The sequence below is a fragment of the Bradyrhizobium vignae genome (assembly GCF_004114425.1).
GTDB classification, from domain to species: Bacteria; Pseudomonadota; Alphaproteobacteria; order Rhizobiales; family Xanthobacteraceae; genus Bradyrhizobium; species Bradyrhizobium vignae.
In genome coordinates, this window is record NZ_RDQF01000021.1 from 112,343 (window position 1) to 130,263 (window position 17,921).

General features: G+C 65.2%; 15 protein-coding genes. 8 read left to right on the forward strand and 7 right to left on the reverse strand.

Annotated elements, in window-relative coordinates; translation table 11 throughout:
* Positions 1–50: 50 nt before the first annotated feature.
* Positions 51–1,901, reverse strand: coding sequence for an ABC transporter ATP-binding protein/permease (locus EAV90_RS19805; protein WP_129144420.1), 1,851 nt, complete (start codon positions 1,899–1,901; stop codon positions 51–53).
* Positions 1,902–2,098: 197 nt separating this feature from the next.
* Between EAV90_RS19805 and rpmE the strand changes: the two genes are divergently transcribed.
* Positions 2,099–2,326: a 50S ribosomal protein L31 gene (gene rpmE / locus EAV90_RS19810; RefSeq protein WP_027573780.1), complete on the forward strand. Its 228-nt coding sequence runs from the start codon at positions 2,099–2,101 to the stop codon at positions 2,324–2,326.
* A 166-nt stretch (positions 2,327–2,492) separates the two neighbouring features.
* On the opposite strand, the gene rcdA is transcribed toward rpmE, so the two are convergent.
* Entirely contained in the window at positions 2,493–3,002 is a 510-nt protein-coding gene (gene rcdA, locus EAV90_RS19815) for a protease adaptor protein RcdA (protein WP_122405704.1), read from the reverse strand.
* Positions 3,003–3,494: 492 nt separating this feature from the next.
* On the reverse strand, positions 3,495–3,686 hold the full coding sequence (locus EAV90_RS19825; RefSeq protein ID WP_122406932.1) for a DUF1192 domain-containing protein: 192 nt from the start codon (positions 3,684–3,686) through the stop codon (positions 3,495–3,497).
* A gap of 111 nt (positions 3,687–3,797) precedes the next feature.
* Between EAV90_RS19825 and EAV90_RS19830 the strand changes: the two genes are divergently transcribed.
* Positions 3,798–4,796 (forward strand): NAD(P)H-quinone oxidoreductase, encoded by a 999-nt coding sequence (locus EAV90_RS19830; protein WP_129144421.1) that lies wholly within the window; start codon positions 3,798–3,800, stop codon positions 4,794–4,796.
* 154 nt (positions 4,797–4,950) lie between these two features.
* A complete protein-coding gene (locus EAV90_RS19835) occupies positions 4,951–7,827 on the forward strand; it encodes an EAL domain-containing protein (RefSeq protein WP_162500451.1) in 2,877 nt (958 codons plus the stop codon).
* Between the two features lie 269 nt (positions 7,828–8,096).
* Here the strand turns inward: EAV90_RS19835 and EAV90_RS19840 are convergent, their stop codons facing one another.
* A complete protein-coding gene (locus EAV90_RS19840; RefSeq protein WP_162500452.1) occupies positions 8,097–8,360 on the reverse strand; it encodes a DUF7662 domain-containing protein in 264 nt (87 codons plus the stop codon).
* Positions 8,361–8,502: 142 nt separating this feature from the next.
* Between EAV90_RS19840 and EAV90_RS19845 the strand changes: the two genes are divergently transcribed.
* The gene (locus tag EAV90_RS19845) at positions 8,503–9,999 is read left to right on the forward strand and encodes a sensor domain-containing diguanylate cyclase (protein ID WP_129144422.1); all 1,497 of its coding nucleotides are present in this window, start codon (positions 8,503–8,505) and stop codon (positions 9,997–9,999) included.
* Positions 10,000–10,107: 108 nt separating this feature from the next.
* Here the strand turns inward: EAV90_RS19845 and EAV90_RS19850 are convergent, their stop codons facing one another.
* Positions 10,108–10,983 (reverse strand): UTP--glucose-1-phosphate uridylyltransferase, encoded by an 876-nt coding sequence (locus EAV90_RS19850; protein ID WP_122405707.1) that lies wholly within the window; start codon positions 10,981–10,983, stop codon positions 10,108–10,110.
* Between the two features lie 202 nt (positions 10,984–11,185).
* On the opposite strand from EAV90_RS19850, the gene EAV90_RS19855 reads away from it, so the two are divergent.
* Together EAV90_RS19855 and EAV90_RS19860 are read left to right on the forward strand one after the other, a co-directional pair.
* Positions 11,186–12,565 (forward strand): lytic murein transglycosylase, encoded by a 1,380-nt coding sequence (locus tag EAV90_RS19855; RefSeq protein WP_245162817.1) that lies wholly within the window; start codon positions 11,186–11,188, stop codon positions 12,563–12,565.
* A gap of 169 nt (positions 12,566–12,734) precedes the next feature.
* The gene (locus EAV90_RS19860) at positions 12,735–14,435 is read left to right on the forward strand and encodes an SGNH/GDSL hydrolase family protein (protein ID WP_129144423.1); all 1,701 of its coding nucleotides are present in this window, start codon (positions 12,735–12,737) and stop codon (positions 14,433–14,435) included.
* Between the two features lie 105 nt (positions 14,436–14,540).
* On the opposite strand, the gene EAV90_RS19865 is transcribed toward EAV90_RS19860, so the two are convergent.
* Both EAV90_RS19865 and EAV90_RS19870 read right to left on the reverse strand, forming a co-directional pair.
* The gene (locus EAV90_RS19865) at positions 14,541–14,915 is read right to left on the reverse strand and encodes a CsbD family protein (RefSeq protein WP_122405709.1); all 375 of its coding nucleotides are present in this window, start codon (positions 14,913–14,915) and stop codon (positions 14,541–14,543) included.
* A gap of 64 nt (positions 14,916–14,979) precedes the next feature.
* Complete coding sequence (locus EAV90_RS19870) at positions 14,980–15,717, reverse strand: SDR family NAD(P)-dependent oxidoreductase (RefSeq protein ID WP_122405710.1); 738 nt, start codon at positions 15,715–15,717, stop codon at positions 14,980–14,982.
* 95 nt (positions 15,718–15,812) lie between these two features.
* Between EAV90_RS19870 and EAV90_RS19875 the strand changes: the two genes are divergently transcribed.
* The gene (locus tag EAV90_RS19875) at positions 15,813–16,592 is read left to right on the forward strand and encodes an SDR family NAD(P)-dependent oxidoreductase (protein ID WP_164937019.1); all 780 of its coding nucleotides are present in this window, start codon (positions 15,813–15,815) and stop codon (positions 16,590–16,592) included.
* Between the two features lie 201 nt (positions 16,593–16,793).
* Complete coding sequence (locus tag EAV90_RS19880) at positions 16,794–17,681, forward strand: TauD/TfdA dioxygenase family protein (RefSeq protein ID WP_129144424.1); 888 nt, start codon at positions 16,794–16,796, stop codon at positions 17,679–17,681.
* The last annotated feature ends 240 nt before the right edge of the window (positions 17,682–17,921 follow it).

A 17,921-nucleotide genomic window follows, 5' to 3' on the forward strand; every position in this document is an offset into this window, starting at 1 on the left:
CTCCCCCGCCTTCGCGGGAGATGACAGCTGTCGTGGTGAAACGGTCAGGCTCACGCCCCCTCGAACTGCAACCGCGCCAGCCGCGCATAGAGCCCGTTGGCCGCCACGAGCTCGGCATGCGTGCCCTGCTCGACGATCCGGCCCTGGTCCATCACCAGGATGCGGTCGCAGGAGAGCACGGTGGCGAGGCGATGCGCGATCACCAGCGTGGTGCGGTGGCGCATCAATTCTTCCAGCGCGGTCTGCACCAGCGTCTCGCTTTCGGCATCGAGCGCGGAGGTGGCTTCATCCAGCAGCAAGAGCGGCGCATCGCGCAGGATGGCGCGGGCGATCGCGATGCGCTGGCGCTGGCCGCCTGACAGCGTCACGCCGCGCTCGCCGAGCGCCGTCTCGAAACCTTCGGGCAGGCGGCGGATGAACTCGGCGGCGTGGGCGAGCTCGGCGGCGCGCTCGACCTCGGCATCGGTCGCATCGGGCCGGCCGAACCGGATGTTCTCGCGGGCGGTGGCCGCGAACACCACCGATTCCTGCGGCACCAGCGCGATGCGGGCGCGGAAATCACGGGGAGCGGCGGATTTGACCGGGACGCCGTCGAGCGCGACCGTCCCGCTGCGCGGATCATAGAAGCGCAGCAGCAGATGAAAGATCGTGCTCTTGCCGGCACCGGAAGGACCGACGATCGCGACCTTCTCGCCGGGCCGCACGGTGAACGACACCGCGTCCAGCACCTTGACGTCGGACCGCGCCGGATAGGCGAAGCTGACCCGATCGAAGCCGACCTCGCCGCGCGCCGGCAGCGGCAGCGCAAGCGGCGCCGCGGGCGCGGTGATCTCGGGCTTTACATGCAAAATCTCGAACAGGCGCTCGGCCGCGCCCGAAGCCGCCGAGACCTCGCCCCAGACCTCGCTGAGCTGGCCGAGGCCCGCTGCCGCGAACACGGCGTAAAGCACGAACTGACCGAGCCGGCCCGGCGTGATGGCGCCGGTAAGCACGTCATGCGAGCCGATCCAGAGGATCGCGACCACGCTTGCGAACACGATGAAGATGATGATGGCCGTGAGCACGGCGCGGGCCTGGCTCGAGGTTCGCGCGGCTTCATAGGCCTGCTCGACCTCGCCGCCGAAACGCGTCTCGGCAAACCGCTCGCTGGTATAGGCCTGCACGGTACGGATCGCACCGACCAGCTCGCCCGCATAGGCGGAGGCCTCGGCGAGCGTGTCCTGCGCATTGCGCGACAGGCGCCGCACCCAGCGGCCGAATGCGACCAGCGGCAGCACGATCAAAGGTATCGCCAGCAGCACGAAGCCCGACAGCTTCGGGCTGGTGATCACCATCATCACGGCGGCACCGAGGAACATCATCAGGTTGCGCAGCGCGATCGACACGGAGGCGCCGACGGCGGACTTGATCTGCGTGGTGTCGGCGGTGAGGCGCGAGATCAGCTCGCCGCTGCGCGCCGAATCGAAGAAGGCGGGTGAGAGCGACAGCAGATGGGCGAAGACGTCGCGGCGCAAATCGGCGACGATGCGCTCGCCGATCGTCATCACGAGGTAGTAGCGGGCGGCGCTCGCGAACGCGAGCACGCCGACGACCGCGAGCATGACCGAGAAGTAGCTGTTGATCAGCTCGATGCCCTCGGGCGTCAGGCCGAAATCGATCATCCTGCGCACCGCGACCGGCACCAGCAGCGTCGTCAGTGCTGCGATCGTGAGCGCAACGAAGGCCAGCGCCGCCCGGCCGCGATAGCGGCTCACATAGGGCGCGAGCGCAAGCAGCGGCCGCAGCTTCGCGCGTCCCTTGGCGGGCTGTTCGATCAGCTCGGCCTCGATCGAGGGGATGTCCGCGGAGTTCATTGCAGGCCGTTCGACTTCGTGGTCATCAAGCCGTTCCACTGCGCTCATGATATCCGACCTATTGCATTGCTTTGCTCCCAATAGGCCGGTGTGGTGGTAGTGGCAAATCCGGGAAGTCCCTTAGGGGCAAACCCGGTCCAGCCGCCCGGGATGGCTTGTTTTGCTGGGTTTCGTGAGGTATAGAGCCGCCCAAATCCGTCATTCGCTAGCCACCAGAACAGGCGCCGGGCGCCGAGGAATTTGCCATGAAAGCCGAAATTCATCCGAATTATCATACGATTAAGGTCGTGATGACCGACGGAACCGAGTACCTGACCCGCTCGACCTGGGGCAAGGAAGGCGACACGCTGAACCTCGACATCGACCCGAAGTCGCACCCGGCCTGGACCGGCGGCTCCGCGCAGATCATGGATCGCGGCGGCCGCGTCTCGCGCTTCCAGAAGAAGTTTTCGGGCTTCCTCAAAAAGGATTGATCCGGCCGCAAGGCTGAGACGAAAAACGCCCCTGGGAGACCAGGGGCGTTTTTGTTTTGCGGCTATCGTTATTGCGAGGAACGCTTGCGACGAAGCAAATCCAGACTGCCCCTGCAGCGGGATTTCTGGATTGCTTCGCTTCGCTCGCAGTGACGGCAGATGGGCCTTACCGCTCGAACGCGGCCTTCAGCGCGTTGAGGTGCGGCACCAGCGGGTTGCCGATCGCGGAGTGTTCCGCCGGCGGGGTGTGGATGGTGGTGTCGAGGCGGCGCACACGGGACTGCAGGCTCATCGAGCGATGGATCAGGTCCTGGAGCTGTGCGGGCAGCTTCTCGATGGTGTCGGCGGGGCCGGGATCGGCGGCGGTGAGCTTGACCTTGGTCTTCTCGCGGTTGGCCTGCACCAGCGTCATCTCGCCTTCCTTCACCGCGCGGTGCAGCAGCAGCCAGGAAGCGAGCTGCATCAGGCGCGTGGTGAGACGCATGCTCTCGGTCGCATAGGTGAGGCTGACGGCGCGGTCGAGCGCCTTGGCCTCGACGCGGCCTGCGCCGTCGAGATAGGCGGCGGTTTCCTCGACGAGATCCATGCCTTCACGGAACAGGTTGCCGAACGCCGCAGAATTGGTGAACCTCTCGCTGAGTTGAACGAGAGCGCCCTCGGCCTGCAAACGTTCCATGGTTAACGCCTCTTACGCAACTGTTTGACTGTCCGGCTTGGGCGCCGGCTTATGATGAACAAATCATTGCGCGGGCGGAGCGCGGAGTCCAGTGACCAGCGCGGATATGGTTTCCGCGGGTCATCCTTTGGAATTCAACCGGGAATAGACGCAAAACAAAAAAGAGCCGCCGGAGACCGGCGGCTTTGAAAGTTGATAACAGGGAGGCGTCAAACAGAGTGGACAGGAGCCACTCGGTGTCCAAACAAGGACAGTTCCGGTCATAAACCCGAAAGCTTAATCTGAAGTAAACGAGCTAATTTTTTGAGAGTTCGTTAGCCATGTCGGCCAGTGGCCGAGCCGCCGACGTGCCCCGGACGCAGTGCAGCACGAAGTGCTGCGCTGCTGAGCCGGGGCCCAGTCCTTTGGCTGAGACGTTTGGCGAGGCATGGGTCCCGGCTCTGCGGAGCAGCGCCATGCGCTGCACCGTGTCCGGGACACGAGAGGAGAGTCCTACGACTTGAAGAAACTGTTCGCCGCATCGCGCGAGGCGCGTTTCTTGGTGGCAGCTTCTTCCAATCTTGCGATCTCGGTCTTGAGCAGCGCGACGCGCTCCGTCAGTTCCTCGAGCGACAAGAGTGAGAGATCCTGGCCGATTTCGTGGGTGACCTTCTTGCGCGGACGGTCGTCGTCTTCGATCGGCATGTCGTTCCTCCTGCATTCGCGCTGGACCATGGCCGAGATGGTTGCCAGCTTGGATGGCGCTGGCTAAGCAAGGGCCTCGTTTCCTCCTGCACCTTTGCTCAAGGACACATCATGGACAAGCTGCCCGCGCAAATGACCGTGGTCGCCATCTCCAAGCCCGGCGGACCGGAGGTGCTGGTGCCCGAACAACGCGCCGTGCCGCAGCCGGGTCCTGACGAGATCCTGGTCAAGGTCGAAGCAGCCGGCGTCAACCGGCCCGACGTCGCGCAGCGCTCCGGCGCCTATCCGCCGCCGCCCGGCGCCAGCGACCTGCCCGGCCTCGAGATCGCGGGTGAAGTCGTCGCGGTCGGCAGCAACGCCAAGCGGCACAAGATCGGCGACAAGGTGATGTCGCTGGTCGCCGGCGGCGGCTATGCGCAGTATTGCATCGCGCATGACGCCCAGGCCATGAGCGTGCCGCCGGCACTGTCGATGAAGGAAGCCGGCGCGCTGCCGGAAACCCTGATGACGGTCTGGCACAACGTGTTCGAGCGTGGCGGCCTCAAGGCCGGCGAGACCCTGCTGATCCATGGCGGCTCCTCCGGCATCGGCACCATGGCGATCCAGCTTGCGAAAGCATTCGGCGCGAAGGTGTTCGTCACTGTGGGATCGCAGGACAAGATCGACGCCTGCCTCAAGCTGGGGGCCGACCGCGCCATCAACTACAAGACCGAAGATTTCGTCGCCGTGGTCAAGGCGGAGACCAACAACGTCGGCGTCAACCTGATCCTCGACATGGTCGCCGGCGACTATGTCGATCGCAACTATGATGCCGCCGCGGTCGACGGCCGCATCGTCCAGATCGCGACCCTGAACGGCCCCAAGGTCAGCGTCAATATCGCCAAGGTCATGGTCAAGCGCCTGACTCATACCGGCTCGACGCTGCGCCCCCGTAGTAATGCGGACAAGGCGGCAATGGTGGCCGCGATCGAGCAGAAAGTGATGCCGCTTTTGCGCGAAGGCCGCATCAAGCCGGTGATGGACAGCAGTTTCCCGCTGGAAAAGGCGGCGGACGCCCACCGGCGCATGGAGACGAGCGCACATATTGGCAAAATTGTGTTGGAGGCCTAGGCCGCCGGCCCACCAAAGCAGGCCGGAAACCCTTTGATTTTCCTCGCTTTCGTGGCATCTATCGCGACGCACCGAACCACCTCGGTCCGGTCTGAAATCGCCTTTTAGATTCGCCTTGCACTAAAGAGTTTGCGTCGAACGCGGAGAGCTGACCTTGCGTCTGATCAGGTGCCTCGCGCCCATCGCGCTGGGCCTCATGATTCTTGTCGCCGCGTATCCCGCGCGTGCGCTCGACGCCGTCAGCGTCCGTAGCGACGCGCCCGCGATCGACCTCACCGGCGTGCTCGAGCATCAGCGCAGTGATGCCGATCGCATCCAGGTCTCCACGGCGCCCGGTACCGACGGCATCGTCCGCCGCATCGAGGTGCGCGCGCGCGAAGGCGGCCAGAACTGGGTGGTGTTCGCGCTCGCCAACAACACCGACGACCAGCTCGACCGCCTGATCGTCGCCCCGCATTACCGCATCGTCTCCTCAGGATTGCTGTGGCCCGATCTCGGGCTGTCAAGGATCGCGACCATCACGCCTTCGATCGGTGACCGGCCCGAACGTCAGGAAAGCGCCACCGCCGACGTGTTCCGCATCACGCTCGACCCCGGCGCCGTCGTCACTTTCGTCGCCGAGCTGCGCACCGACAAGCTGCCGCAACTCTATCTGTGGGAGCCGGAAGCCTACAAGGACAAGGTCAACTCCTTCACGCTCTACCAGGGCATCGTGATCGGCATCTCCGGTCTGTTGGCTCTCGTGCTCACCATTCTGTTCGTGGTGAAGGGCAGCATCATGTTCCCGGCGGCCGCGGCGCTGGCCTGGGCGGTGCTGGTCTATATCGGGGTCGATTTCGGCTTCTGGGGCAAGGTGCTCGACATGTCGAACAACGCCGAGCGCATCTGGCGCGCGGCGGGTGAGGCGATCCTGGCGGCGACACTGCTGGTGTTCCTGTTTGCCTATCTCAACCTCAGTCGATGGCATGTGCGCTATTCGCACATCACGGTCGGCTGGCTGGCGTTCCTCGGGTCTCTCGTCGCACTCGCCTTGTTCGATCCGGCCGTCGCCTCCGGCATCGCGCGCATCTCGCTGGTGCTGATCGCCTTCGCCGGCTTTTCGCTGATCGTCTATCTCTCCACCCACGGCTTCGACCGCGCCGTGCTGCTAATCCCGACCTGGTTCCTCCTCGTGGTCTGGGTGGTCGCAGCCGGCATGACGGTCGCCGGCTCCGTCACCAACGACATCGTCGGCCCTGCCCTGCTCGGCGGCCTCGTGCTGATCGTGATGCTGATCGGCTTCACGGTGATGCAGCACGCCTTTGCCGGCGGCGGCGCCACCACCGGCGTCGTCTCCGACATCGAGCGCCGTGCGCTGGCGCTGGCCGGCTCCGGCGACCTGATCTGGGACTGGGACGTCTCCGCTGACAAGGTCTTCACCAGCCCCGAGACCGAAGCCCTGCTCGGCCTCAAGCGCGGCACGCTGGAAGGGCCCGCAGCCTCGTGGCTCGAGGTGCTGCATCCGCTCGACCAGGACCGTTTCCGCGCTGCGCTCGACAGCGTGCTCGACCAACGCCGCGGCCGCCTGGTGCAGGATTTCCGCCTGCGCACGCCGGACGGCCATTTCATGTGGTTCGCGCTGAAGGCCCGCCCCGTCGTCGGCTCCGATGGTGAAGTCTCGCGCGTGGTCGGCACCCTCACCGACGTCACCGAGCTGCGCAACGCCGAAGAGCGCCTGCTGCACGATTCCGTGCATGACAACCTCACCGGCCTGCCCAACCGAAAACTGTTCATGGACCGGCTCGGCGCGGTCGCAAACTTCGCCAAGACCGTACCGACGCTGCGGCCGACGCTGATGGTGATCGACCTCGACCGCTTCAAGCAGGTCAACGATTCCGTCGGGATTGCGGTCGGCGATTCCATCCTGCTGACCCTCGCCCGTCGTCTCACCCGCATCCTCAAGCCGCAGGACACGCTGGCGCGGCTCGCCGGCGACCAGTTCGGCCTGATCCTGCTGTCGGAGCAGGATCCGGCGCGGATCACCAATTTCGCCGAGACCATCCGCAAGACCATCCGCGCGCCGATCGCCTTCAACGATCGCGAGATCTTCCTCACGGCATCGATCGGCCTTGCGCTCTCCGATCCGCAGGTTCAGCTGACGGACGAGATCATCAAGGACGCCGAGCTTGCGATGTATCATTCCAAGCGCATCGGAGGCGACCGCATCGACGTCTACAAGCCGGCGATGCGTGCGCGGAAGACGGATCGCCTGACGCTGGAGAGCGAATTGCGCCGCGCCATCGAGCGGCAGGAGATCACCATTCTGTACCAGCCGATCGTGCGGCTGGAGGATCGCTCGATCGCCGGCTTCGAGGCCTTGGCGCGCTGGGACCACCCGAAGCTCGGCCGCATGGCGCCGTCGGAGTTCATCACCATCGCCGAAGAGACCGGGCTGATCGTCGACCTCGGCATGTTCGTGCTCGACCAGACCGCAAAGCAGCTCTCGGTTTGGCAGCGCGCGATGCGCTCGCGCGAGCCGATCTTCGCCTCCGTCAACGTCTCGTCACGGCAGCTGTTGCGCCACGACCTCATCCACGACGTCCGCACCGTGCTGTCGCGCTCCTCGGTGGCGCGCGGCACGCTGAAGCTGGAATTGACGGAATCGCTGGTGATGGAGAATCCGGAGCACGCGGCGCAGATGCTGACGCGGATCCGCGAGCTCGGCACCGGGCTGTCGCTCGACGATTTCGGCACCGGCCACTCGTCGCTGGCCTATCTCCAGCGCTTCCCGTTCGACACCATCAAGATCGACCAGTCCTTCGTGCGCACCACCAGCCGCGGCACCCGCCCGGTGATCCTGAAGTCGATCATTGCGCTCGCGCACGATCTCGGCATGGACGTGGTGGCCGAAGGCGCCGAGACCGATTCCGACGCCGTCGAGCTCTACCAGATGGGCTGCGAATACGCGCAAGGCTTTGCCTTCGGCGAGCCGATGGACGCGGACGCCGCAATGCGCCTCTTGACGGAAGTGCGGCTGGAAGCGGCGAGCTAGATTCTCTTACCCTGCCCACAAGGCAGGGGAATCGCATATGAGTCGTGGCGGCCTGAGCGCACGTCTCGTCCTTGGAGACGGCGCTTACGCGCCTCCTGATCAGGATGAGGCTAGTCAGCATCAGGGCCCGTTGAAACTGCTGCCGCGCAATGCGTCCTCATCCCGAGGAACCCGCCCAAAGCGGGCGTCTCGAAGGATGGCAACAGCAAATGCTCTCAAATGCGATAGCCCTGCCGCCCTCCAGGGAGGGTGGCAGCGTGCCGCACGCGCTACCGCCGCCGGTCGCTCTTCTGCTTCCTGAACCGCACGCTCTGGCCATCAGGCATCCGCATCGCCACGAAGCCGGCGGCGAGGCAGGCTTCGCGTTGCGGCATCTGGATGTCGGGGCTGCGCAAGCTGTCCCACCAGGAGGCACGATGCGCTGCGCGCGGCAGTGCCGCGCCGATGATCTCCTCGATCTGCTCGAAGCTCAGCACGAACTCGTCCTGCTTCTGCCGCATCAGATAATCGCGCAACGCGTGGTAGTCGTTCACAATCGTCCTCTCGTCCCGCTCACATGCGGCTGCCCAAAACCGTGCGCCGCATACACCGATTCTTAACTCATTGCGGCAGCGCCGTCCTGCCTTAAACACTGCTCAAGCTTTCGGGCGCATCCACTAGTGCCAGGAGCGAACAATGTTGTCTGGATGGCGCGACGTCACGGCCCGCCAGCCGTGGCGGATTTCGGCGAAGCTGCTGATCATCTCGTCCGTGGTGACGGTGATCGGCTTCTCCGCCATTTGCGCCAACGTGATGCTGGACATGCGCCGCGGCGAGGAGGCGCTCGCCCACCAGACGCTGGAGAACCTCGCGACGACCATCGAGTCCGACATCAGCCGCAACATCGAGATCTACGACCTGTCGCTGAAGGCGGTCGCCGCCAACATGCTGCTGCCCGAGCTCGCGACGGTCTCCAAGCCGATCCGTCAACTGATCCTGTTCGACCATGCGGCCACCGCCAGGCATTTCGGCGCCATCCAGGTATTCGATGCCGAGGGCCGGCTGACCATCGACGCCTCCACGCTCGATCCCCTCCCCGACAACCGCAGCGAGGAGGACTACTTCAGGGTTCATCGCGACAATTCGGAGCTCGGGCTCTTCATCAGCCGCCCGATGCTGTTTCGCGGCGCCTATTCCATCGTGCTGAGCCGGCGCATCAGTGACGGTGACGGCGGCTTCATGGGCGTCGTCGCAGGCTCGATCCGCTTCAGCTATTTCCACGAATTGTTCGAGCGTCTGAACCTCGATCCCGACGACACCATCACCGTGCTCAAGCGCGACCGCACCATCATGATGCGGCGGCCGTTCGATCTCGACATCATCGGCACGAACCTGAACGACCGCCAGAACTGGAAGGCCGACAATCTCCCGGCCGGCGCCTCGTATTCGGGACAGGGCCCGGTCGATGCGACGCTGCGGCTCTATGTCCGCAGCAGCAACGGTGGACCGCTGTTCGTGGTGGCGGGCAAACCCCTGGCCGCAGTGTTCGCGCTCTGGGAGAAGGAGGCGCTCCGCATCGGCGTCGTGGTGCTGGCGCTCGCGCTGTTCGTGCTGGGATCGACGCTGGTGCTCGCGCGCGAGATCGGCCGGCGCGCCGATGCCGAGCGCAAGCTCGAGGAGATGGCGACGACGGACGCGCTCACGGGCCTGAAGAACCGCCGCAAATTCGATTCCGTCATCGACGCCGAATGGCGACGCGCCATGCGCCAGAAGGCACCGATCGCGCTGTTGATGATCGATGCCGATCATTTCAAGGCCTACAACGACACGTTCGGCCATCAGGCCGGCGACCAGGTGCTGGTGGGCATCGCCATCTGCATTTCCGATTCGGTGAGCCGCGCCGGCGACTGCGCCGCGCGTTATGGCGGCGAGGAATTCGCCGTGCTGCTGCCGAACACCTCGGCTGCCGATGCCTTCAAGGTGGCCGAAACGATCCGCCTCAAGGTGCAGGGCTGGTCCGACGATCAGGCAAGCACAACTGTCTCCTGCGGCATCGCCGGTCTCGTCCCTGCCGCCGGCATGGACTGGTCGGTCCTCGTTGCCGCCGCCGACAAGGCGCTCTATGCCGCCAAAGCCGGTGGGCGCAACCAGTCCGTGGTCGCGAGCCTGCCGAAGCTGTCGCTGGTGGCGTGAGGCGCTCTCCCCCCGTCATTGCGAGGAGCTCTTGCGACGAAGCAAATCCAGACTTTCTCCGCGGAAAGATTCTGGATTGCTTCGCTTCGCTCGCAATGACGGCGGGAGCTACTGCCCCAGATACTTCTTCATCTCGGCGATCAGGCCGTCGCGCAATTCCGGGCGCTTCATGCCGTAGGCGATGTTGGCGCGCAGGAAGCCGGGCTTGGAGCCGCAATCGTGGCGCTCGCCCTCGAACTCGACGCCGTAGAATTTCTGCGTCTTGGCAAGTCCGATCATGGCGTCGGTGAGCTGGATCTCGCCGCCGGCGCCGCGCTCCTGGGTCTCCAGGATCTTGAAGATCTCGGGCTGGAGGATGTAACGGCCGGTGATCGAGAGGTTGGAGGGCGCCGTGCCCTTGGCCGGCTTCTCGACCATGCCGTCGACCTCGAACATCTTGCCATTGCGCTTGCCGACGCCGCAGATGCCGTATTGATGGGTCAGGTGATCGGGCACCGCCTCGACCGCGATCAGATTGGATTTCTCGCCAAGCGAGGATGCCATCTCGATCATCTGCTTCAGGCAGCCGGGCGTGTTGAGCACGAGCTCGTCGGGCAGCACGACCGCGAACGGCTCGTCACCGACGATGTCGCGCGCGCACCAGACGGCGTGGCCGAGACCGAGCGGCGCCTGCTGGCGGGTGAAGCTGACGGCACCGGCGTCGGGCTGGTTCTGCGCCAGGATGTCCTGCTCGGCCTTCTTGCCGCGCGCGGCCAGCGTCGCGTCGAGCTCGAACATCCGGTCGAAATGATCCTCGATGACGCTCTTGTTGCGGCCGGTAACGAAGATGAAGTGCTCGATGCCGGCTTCCTTCGCTTCGTCGTAGACGTACTGGATCAGGGGCTTGTCGACGATGGTCAGCATTTCCTTCGGCATCGCCTTGGTGGCAGGCAGGACGCGGGTGCCGAGGCCGGCGACTGGGAATACAGCTTTGCGAATTTTCATGTGATCGATCGAATACCTGAGGACGTGAACGGAGCAATGGCATCTTGCTAGCCTGTTTGCAGCCGCCAACAAAGGCGGATGTGGGGCCTCGCCCCGACAGAGTTAAGAAAAAGGCCGCCACCAAAATTTCACCTTTGTTAAGCTATTGGCAACGCTAACCAGGCCTCCTGTGGCGGATTTTCGGGCCGACGGGTGGGACATGATGCAATCAGTGGCAGGACGGGTTGGATTCCTGGCCGGGACAGCGATGATCGCGGCAGCTTTGCTGATGCCGGCATGCGCGCACGCCCAGGCGCAGAACGGCCTGTCCAATCTGTTCGGCGGCATCTTCTCCGGCCAGAATTCGGCGCCAACGCAAGCAGCGCCCGGCGGCGCGCAGACGGGAGCGTTGCCTTGGAGCGGCGAGGACGGCGCCTCCGGCCATCCGCTGATGACGGCTGCCGCGATCCGCGAGGCCGCCGGCAACTTCGACAATTGCGTCGCGGCGATGTGGCCTGATGCCGCACGGCGCGGCATCACCCAGGAGAATTTTGAGCGCTTCACCGCCGGGCTCTCTCCTGACCTGCGCATCATGGACCTCATGGACTCGCAGCCGGAGTTCACCAAATCGATCTGGGACTATCTCGACATCCTGGTGAACGACAACCGCCTCGCCAAGGGCCGCGAGATCCTCGCCAAATACAAGGCGCAGTTCGACGCCACCGAAAAGGCCACCGGCGTCGACCGCTACATCATCGCCTCGATCTGGGGCATCGAATCCAACTACTCGACGCAGATGGGCGACCGCAGCGTGCTGCAATCGACCGCGACGCTCGCCTGCATCGGACGCCGCCAGGCCTATTTCAAAGATGAGTTCCTCTCCGCATTGGAGATCCTCAACCGCGGCGATCTGCGCCCGGAGCAGATGCGCGGCTCCTGGGCCGGCGCCTTCGGTCCGACCCAGTTCATGCCGACCGCGTTCAAGCGTTTTGCGGTCGACGGCGATGGAGATGGACGGCGCGACGTCGTCGACAATCCGGCCGACCTGATTGCATCGACTGCCAACAATCTGAAGAAGGATGGCTGGCAGCCCGGCCAGACCTGGGGCTTCGAGGTCGTGGTGCCCGAAGGATTCAACTACATGCTGGCCGACCGCGCCAAGGCGATGCCGATCGCGCAATGGGAGAAGCTCGGGCTCAGGCGGGCGAATAACCAGCCCTTCCCGCATCCGGCGGAGAAAGCCTACCTGCTGGCGCCGGCAGGCGCGCAGGGGCCAGGCTTCCTGATGCTGCAGAACTACCGCGTCATCATGAAGTACAATCCGGCCGAAGCCTATGCGCTGGCGATCGGCCATTTCGCCGACCGTCTGCGCGGCGGGCAGCCCTTCGTGCAGCCCTGGCCGCGCCAGGAGCGCGAGCTGTCGCGGACCGAGCGGCTGGAACTGCAGCAGCTCTTGGCCCAGCGCGGCTTCTACAAGGGCACTCCGGACGGCCAGTTCGGCAGCCAGACACGGGAAGCCCTGCGCAACTTCCAGGCCTCGATCGGGATGCCCGCCGACGGATTTGCCTCGTCCGACGTGCTGGACCGGCTGCGCGGGCGGTAAAATCGCGCCGAAAGTAACCCTGAACGGGGATTTTGGCCGGCAGCTTTAACGGAGCCGGCTGTTCCCCGGTGTATGGGACAAGAATCTGCGATGGAATTTGCCCGTTTGGCGCCTGATTCCGTTATTATGTCGAGCTACTCCTATCCCCATTGCGCGTGCCCGAGATCGCATGTCGAAGAAGTCCCTGTTCAAGGCGCTGACCGAGACCGGCCCGTTGATCGCGCTGGGGACGGCGCTTGCGATCCTGGTCTCGGTCGCAGGACCTGCCTCGGCACAGTTCTTCAACTTCCCCGGCTTCGGCGGCCCGCCGCAACGTTCGGCCCCACCGCCCCGGGGCGGCGGAGGTGGCGGCTGGTTCGGCGGCGATTTCTTCGCGCCGTTCCAACAGCCGCCGCCGCAGGCACCGCGCCAGGATTTTTCGCGCGCGCCGGCACCAGCCAAGCGCGACACGATTCCTGAGAAGAACGTGCTGGTGATCGGCGACGCCATGGCCGACTGGCTCGCCTATGGCCTCGAAGACGCCTACGCCGAGCAGCCCGACATGGGCGTGATCCGCAAGCACAAGACCACGTCCGGCCTCATCAAGTATCAGCCGAAGGGCGAGCCCGCGGACTGGGCGGCCGCAGCCAAGGGCATTCTCGAGACCGAGAAGCCCGACGTGATCGTCGTCATGCTCGGCCTCAACGACCGCATCGCGATCCGCGAGCCCGCCGCCGACAAGTCGGACAAGGCTTCAGACAAGGACAAGAAGAACGACAAGGGCGCGCGCGCCAAGCAACCGGCCAAGCCCGGCGACGCCAGGCCCGGCGACGCCAAGCCCGACACCGCCGCCAAGCCTGACGATAAGCCTGCCGATGCCGACCTGCCGCAGGACGACGCCGACAATGCCGACACGCCGGCGGCCGCGCCGGAGAAGACTGCGCGCAATCCCAATGGCCTGTACGAATTCCGCGACGAGCGCTGGGTCGAACTCTACGGCAAGAAGATCGAGGAGCTCGCGGGCGTCCTCAAGGCCAAGGGCGTGCCGGTCCTTTGGGTCGGCCTCCCCGCAGTTCGCGGACCGAAGGGCACCGCGGACACGCTGTTCCTGGATTCGCTGTACCGTGAGGGCGCGGCCAAGGCCGGCATAACCTATGTCGACGTGTGGGACGGCTTCGTCGACGAAGCCGGCCGCTTCCTGCAGAAGGGCCCGGATTTCGAAGGCCAGATCCGTCAGCTCCGCAGCTCCGACGGCGTGTATTTCACCAAGGCCGGCGCGCGCAAGCTGGCGCACTATGTCGAGCGCGAGATCACGCGCCTGCTTGCGGGGCGCTCCGGCCCGATCACGCTGCCGAGCGAGCCTGCGACCCCCGATACCAGCGCCGAGCCGGGCAAGCCTGCACCGCGCCCGCTGGCCGGGCCGATCGTGCCGCTGGTTGCAGCCTCGATTTCGACCGATCAATTGCTGGGCGGGCCAGGCACGCGTCCCGCTGCCGTCGATGCGCTCGCTGCGAAGACCATGGTGAAGGGTGAGCCGCTGGCCGCGCCGGCCGGCCGCGCCGACGATTATGTCTGGCCGCGCCGGGAAGTCGGCCGCGAGCAGGCCAAGGGCGATACGCCGGTGGCCGCAACGACGCCCGACGGCGGCGCCGCCTCTCCCAATGCATCAGGGGCGGCCGCGGCGATCGCTCCGCCAAAGCTCGCGCCGAAAAAGCCGCAGGTCCCGCCGCAGGCAACGCCCTCATTCCGGGATTTCTTCGGCTTCGGCTCTCCGCAACCTCCGCCGCCGCGTCAATTGACGCCAGCCCCAGGGCCGCGCAATCCGAACTCAAATCCAGCAATCCCGCGCCCGCCGGGCAACGTCGGGCGATCGGCGGAGATGTTCCGGTAGGCTTCTGAGCTGCGGTCTCGTGTCCCGGACGCAACGGCGTCGAAGACGCGCGTGAACGCGCTGACGGTGCTACGCTGCGTCCGGGGCACGATGATCGGCTGTCGCTCAACCGTAATAGCGCCAACGCGGCGGCGGGCGGCGCGCGGGGCGCGACATCAGAAGCGCCAGCGCGAAGCCGATGCCGCCAGCAACCAGCAGCGCGCCAAGCGGGTTGTCGTGCACCTTCTGCGCGATGGCTTTCGAGCCGTCGCGGAAGCTCTCGCCACTGTTCTCATAGGCGTCCTTGGCATAGCTCGCGGCGGTGTCCGTGGCATCGCGCACCGCATCCTTCGCCTGGCCGTAGAGATTCTGCACCGTGCCCGCGGCTTCCCGTGCCTTGCCTGAGGCCTGCGTTTTCGCGTCTCCCGCCATCTCGCCGACGGTGCCTTCCACGCCCCCCGCCATTTCCTTGGCTGATCCAACGATCCGATCCGCGTCCATGATAATCCTCCTCGGTGATCAGCCGAAGTAACCGATCAAAAGCAGCGCGGTTCCTTGCGATTGCCTACAGAATGAGCCCGCCATCGACGACCAGCGTCTGGCCGATGATGTAGGACGACAGCGGCGAGGCCAGGAACAGCGCGGCACCCGCCATGTCGGCCGGCGTGCCCAATCGCCGCAGCGGGATGCGGGCGAGCGCGCCCTCCAGGCGTTTCGGATTGTCGGTCGTGACCTTCGTCATCTTGGTGTCGACGAGCCCGGGCGCGATGCCGTTGACGCGGATGCCGTCCTCGGCCCAGGCCTCGCCCAGCGTGCGCGTCAGTCCGACTGCACCGGTCTTCGATGCATTGTAGGCGGGATTGCCCATGGTGGAATGATAGGCCGCGGTCGAGGACACGATGATGAGCGACCCCTTGGAATCCCGCAACATGGAATGAAAGCGGCTCGCGCAGGCCATCAGACTCATCAGATTGACCTCGACCACCTTGCGAAAGCCGGCCATCTCGAACTCGCCGCGGCGATAGAGCACCGCGCCCTGCGCGAGCACGAGGATGTCGAGCCGGTCGAACAACGGCTTGAACGCCTCGATCGCGGCGGCATTGCTGACGTCGAGTTGCGCGTAAGCGAGGCCGGTGAGATCGGAGCCTTCTTCAGCTGAATATTCCGTTGCGCGAGCGCGCGTGCCGCAAACGGCAACAGTTGCGCCCTTGGTACGAAAAGCCTGCGCGATGCCGTTGCCGATGCCGCTGGAACCGCCGACCACCAGTACCTGCTTGCCTGAGAAATCGAGCTCGTTCGCCATTCTCGGCCTCCCCTTTGTCTTGCTTGTTTGACCTGTCTGCGGATCGATGCCAGCCTTGTCAATCAACAAGAACAAGCCCCGCGCGAGGAAACAGCATGTCCGACTTTAGGGAGCTCAGCCGGTCCGTGAGGGGCCTCACCGTTCTCGTCACCGGCGCGGCCAGCGGCATGGGGCGCGCGACGGCGCGCGTGTTCGCCGCCGAGGGTGCGAATGTTGCCGCCACGGATTTCGACGAGCAAGGTGCGCATGCGGTCGCCAAGGAGATTGCAGCGAGCGGTGGCGCTGCAAGGGCCTGGAGGCTCGACGTCGCCGACGGCGGCGAGATCAAGCGCGTGGTCGGTGATGTCGCGGCGCATTTCGGCGGGCTCGACATCGTCGTCAACAATGCCGGCATCTCCGTGCGTGTCGCGATCGACGACGAGGCCTATGAGGACGCCTGGGCCAGGGGCATCGCCGTGATGTTGACGGCGCATCCGCGCATCATTCGCGCGGCGCTGCCCTACCTGCGCAAGTCGAAGAGCCCGCGCATCGTCAACATCGCCTCGACCGAGGCGCTCGGCGCCACCGCATTGCACAGCCCCTATTCGGCAGCGAAGGGTGGCGTCGTGAGCCTCACCCGCTCGCTGGCGGTGGAGCTTGGACGCGAGGGCATCACCGTCAACTGCATCTGCCCGGGTCCGATCCGCACCGCCATCACCGATCGCATCCCGGAGGAGCACAAGACCATCTACGCCAAGCGCCGTACTGCGCTCGGCCGTTACGGCGATCCCGAAGAGGTCGCGCATATGACGCTGAGCCTGTGCCTACCGGCAGCGTCGTTCCTCACCGGTGCGGTGATCCCGGTCGATGGCGGGCTGATGGCGCGGAATGCGTGAGAGGCATCGAAGGTGCGTACCGGATTTCGCTGCGCGCAATCCGGGACTCTCACCTCGCGGAAAGACTTCCCGAATTACGCTGCCGCTCTATCCGTGCTACGGGCAGCCATGCGCTGCGAGCGTTGACAACGCCTGTTGCGGGAGTAGCTTTTTCGCCAACAGAGCGGGACCAACCGCTCGCAATCCGCGGGAGAAAACGCCATGACCATCGCCATCCGGCAGCTTCAGAAGCATTTTGTCGGCGAGGTTTCCGGCCTCGACCTGCGAAAGCCTCTCACACCGGATGAGGCGCGCGAGGTCGAGGCGGCTATGGACAAATATGCGGTGCTGGTTTTCCATGACCAGGACATCACCGACGAGCAGCAGATGGCCTTCGCGCTGAATTTCGGCCGGCGCGAGGACGCGCGCGGCGGCACCGTGACCAAGGAGAAGGACTACCGGCTGCAATCCGGCCTGAACGACGTCTCCAATCTCGGCAAGGACGGCAAGCCGCTGCCGAAAGACAGCCGCACGCATCTGTTCAACCTCGGCAATTGCCTCTGGCATTCCGACAGCTCGTTCCGCCCCATCCCGGCAAAATTCTCGCTGCTGTCGGCACGCGTGGTGAACCCGAAAGGCGGCAACACCGAATTCGCCGACATGCGTGCGGCCTATGATGCGCTCGACGACGAGATCAAGGCGGAGATCGAGGACCTCGTCTGCGAGCACTCGCTGATGTATTCGCGCGGATCGCTCGGCTTCACCGAATACACCGACGAAGAGAAGGAGATGTTCAAGCCGGTGCTGCAGCGGCTGGTACGGACCCATCCCGTGCATCGCCGCAAATCGCTGTATCTCTCATCGCATGCCGGCAAGGTCGTCGGCATGAGCGTGCCGGAGGGACGCCTCCTGCTGCGCGATCTCAACGAGCACGCGACGCAGCCGGAGTTCGTCTACGTCCATAAATGGAAGCTGCATGACCTCGTGATGTGGGACAACCGTCAGACCATGCATCGCGTTCGCCGCTACGACCAGTCGCAGCCCCGCGACATGCGCCGCGCGACGGTGGCGGGGACCGAGCCGACGGTGCAGCAGCAGGCGGCGGAGTAGGGGTCAATCACCACTGCACAGCGCTACTCAGCCCTGGTGTCATCGCCCGGCTTGCCGCCTTCGCTGAAGCTTCGGCGGCCGAGCACCCCTGTAGGCCCGGCGTAGCCTAAAGCGTCGTCCGTTAAGAAGCCGATTGCAGCGGTGAGCGGTCGCTGATGGCTGCGATGAGGGTGGCCAGGAAGAGGCACCAAAGAACCCTCAGCCAGGCGAGGATGCGGCGGAAGTTGTGACCGACGGCAG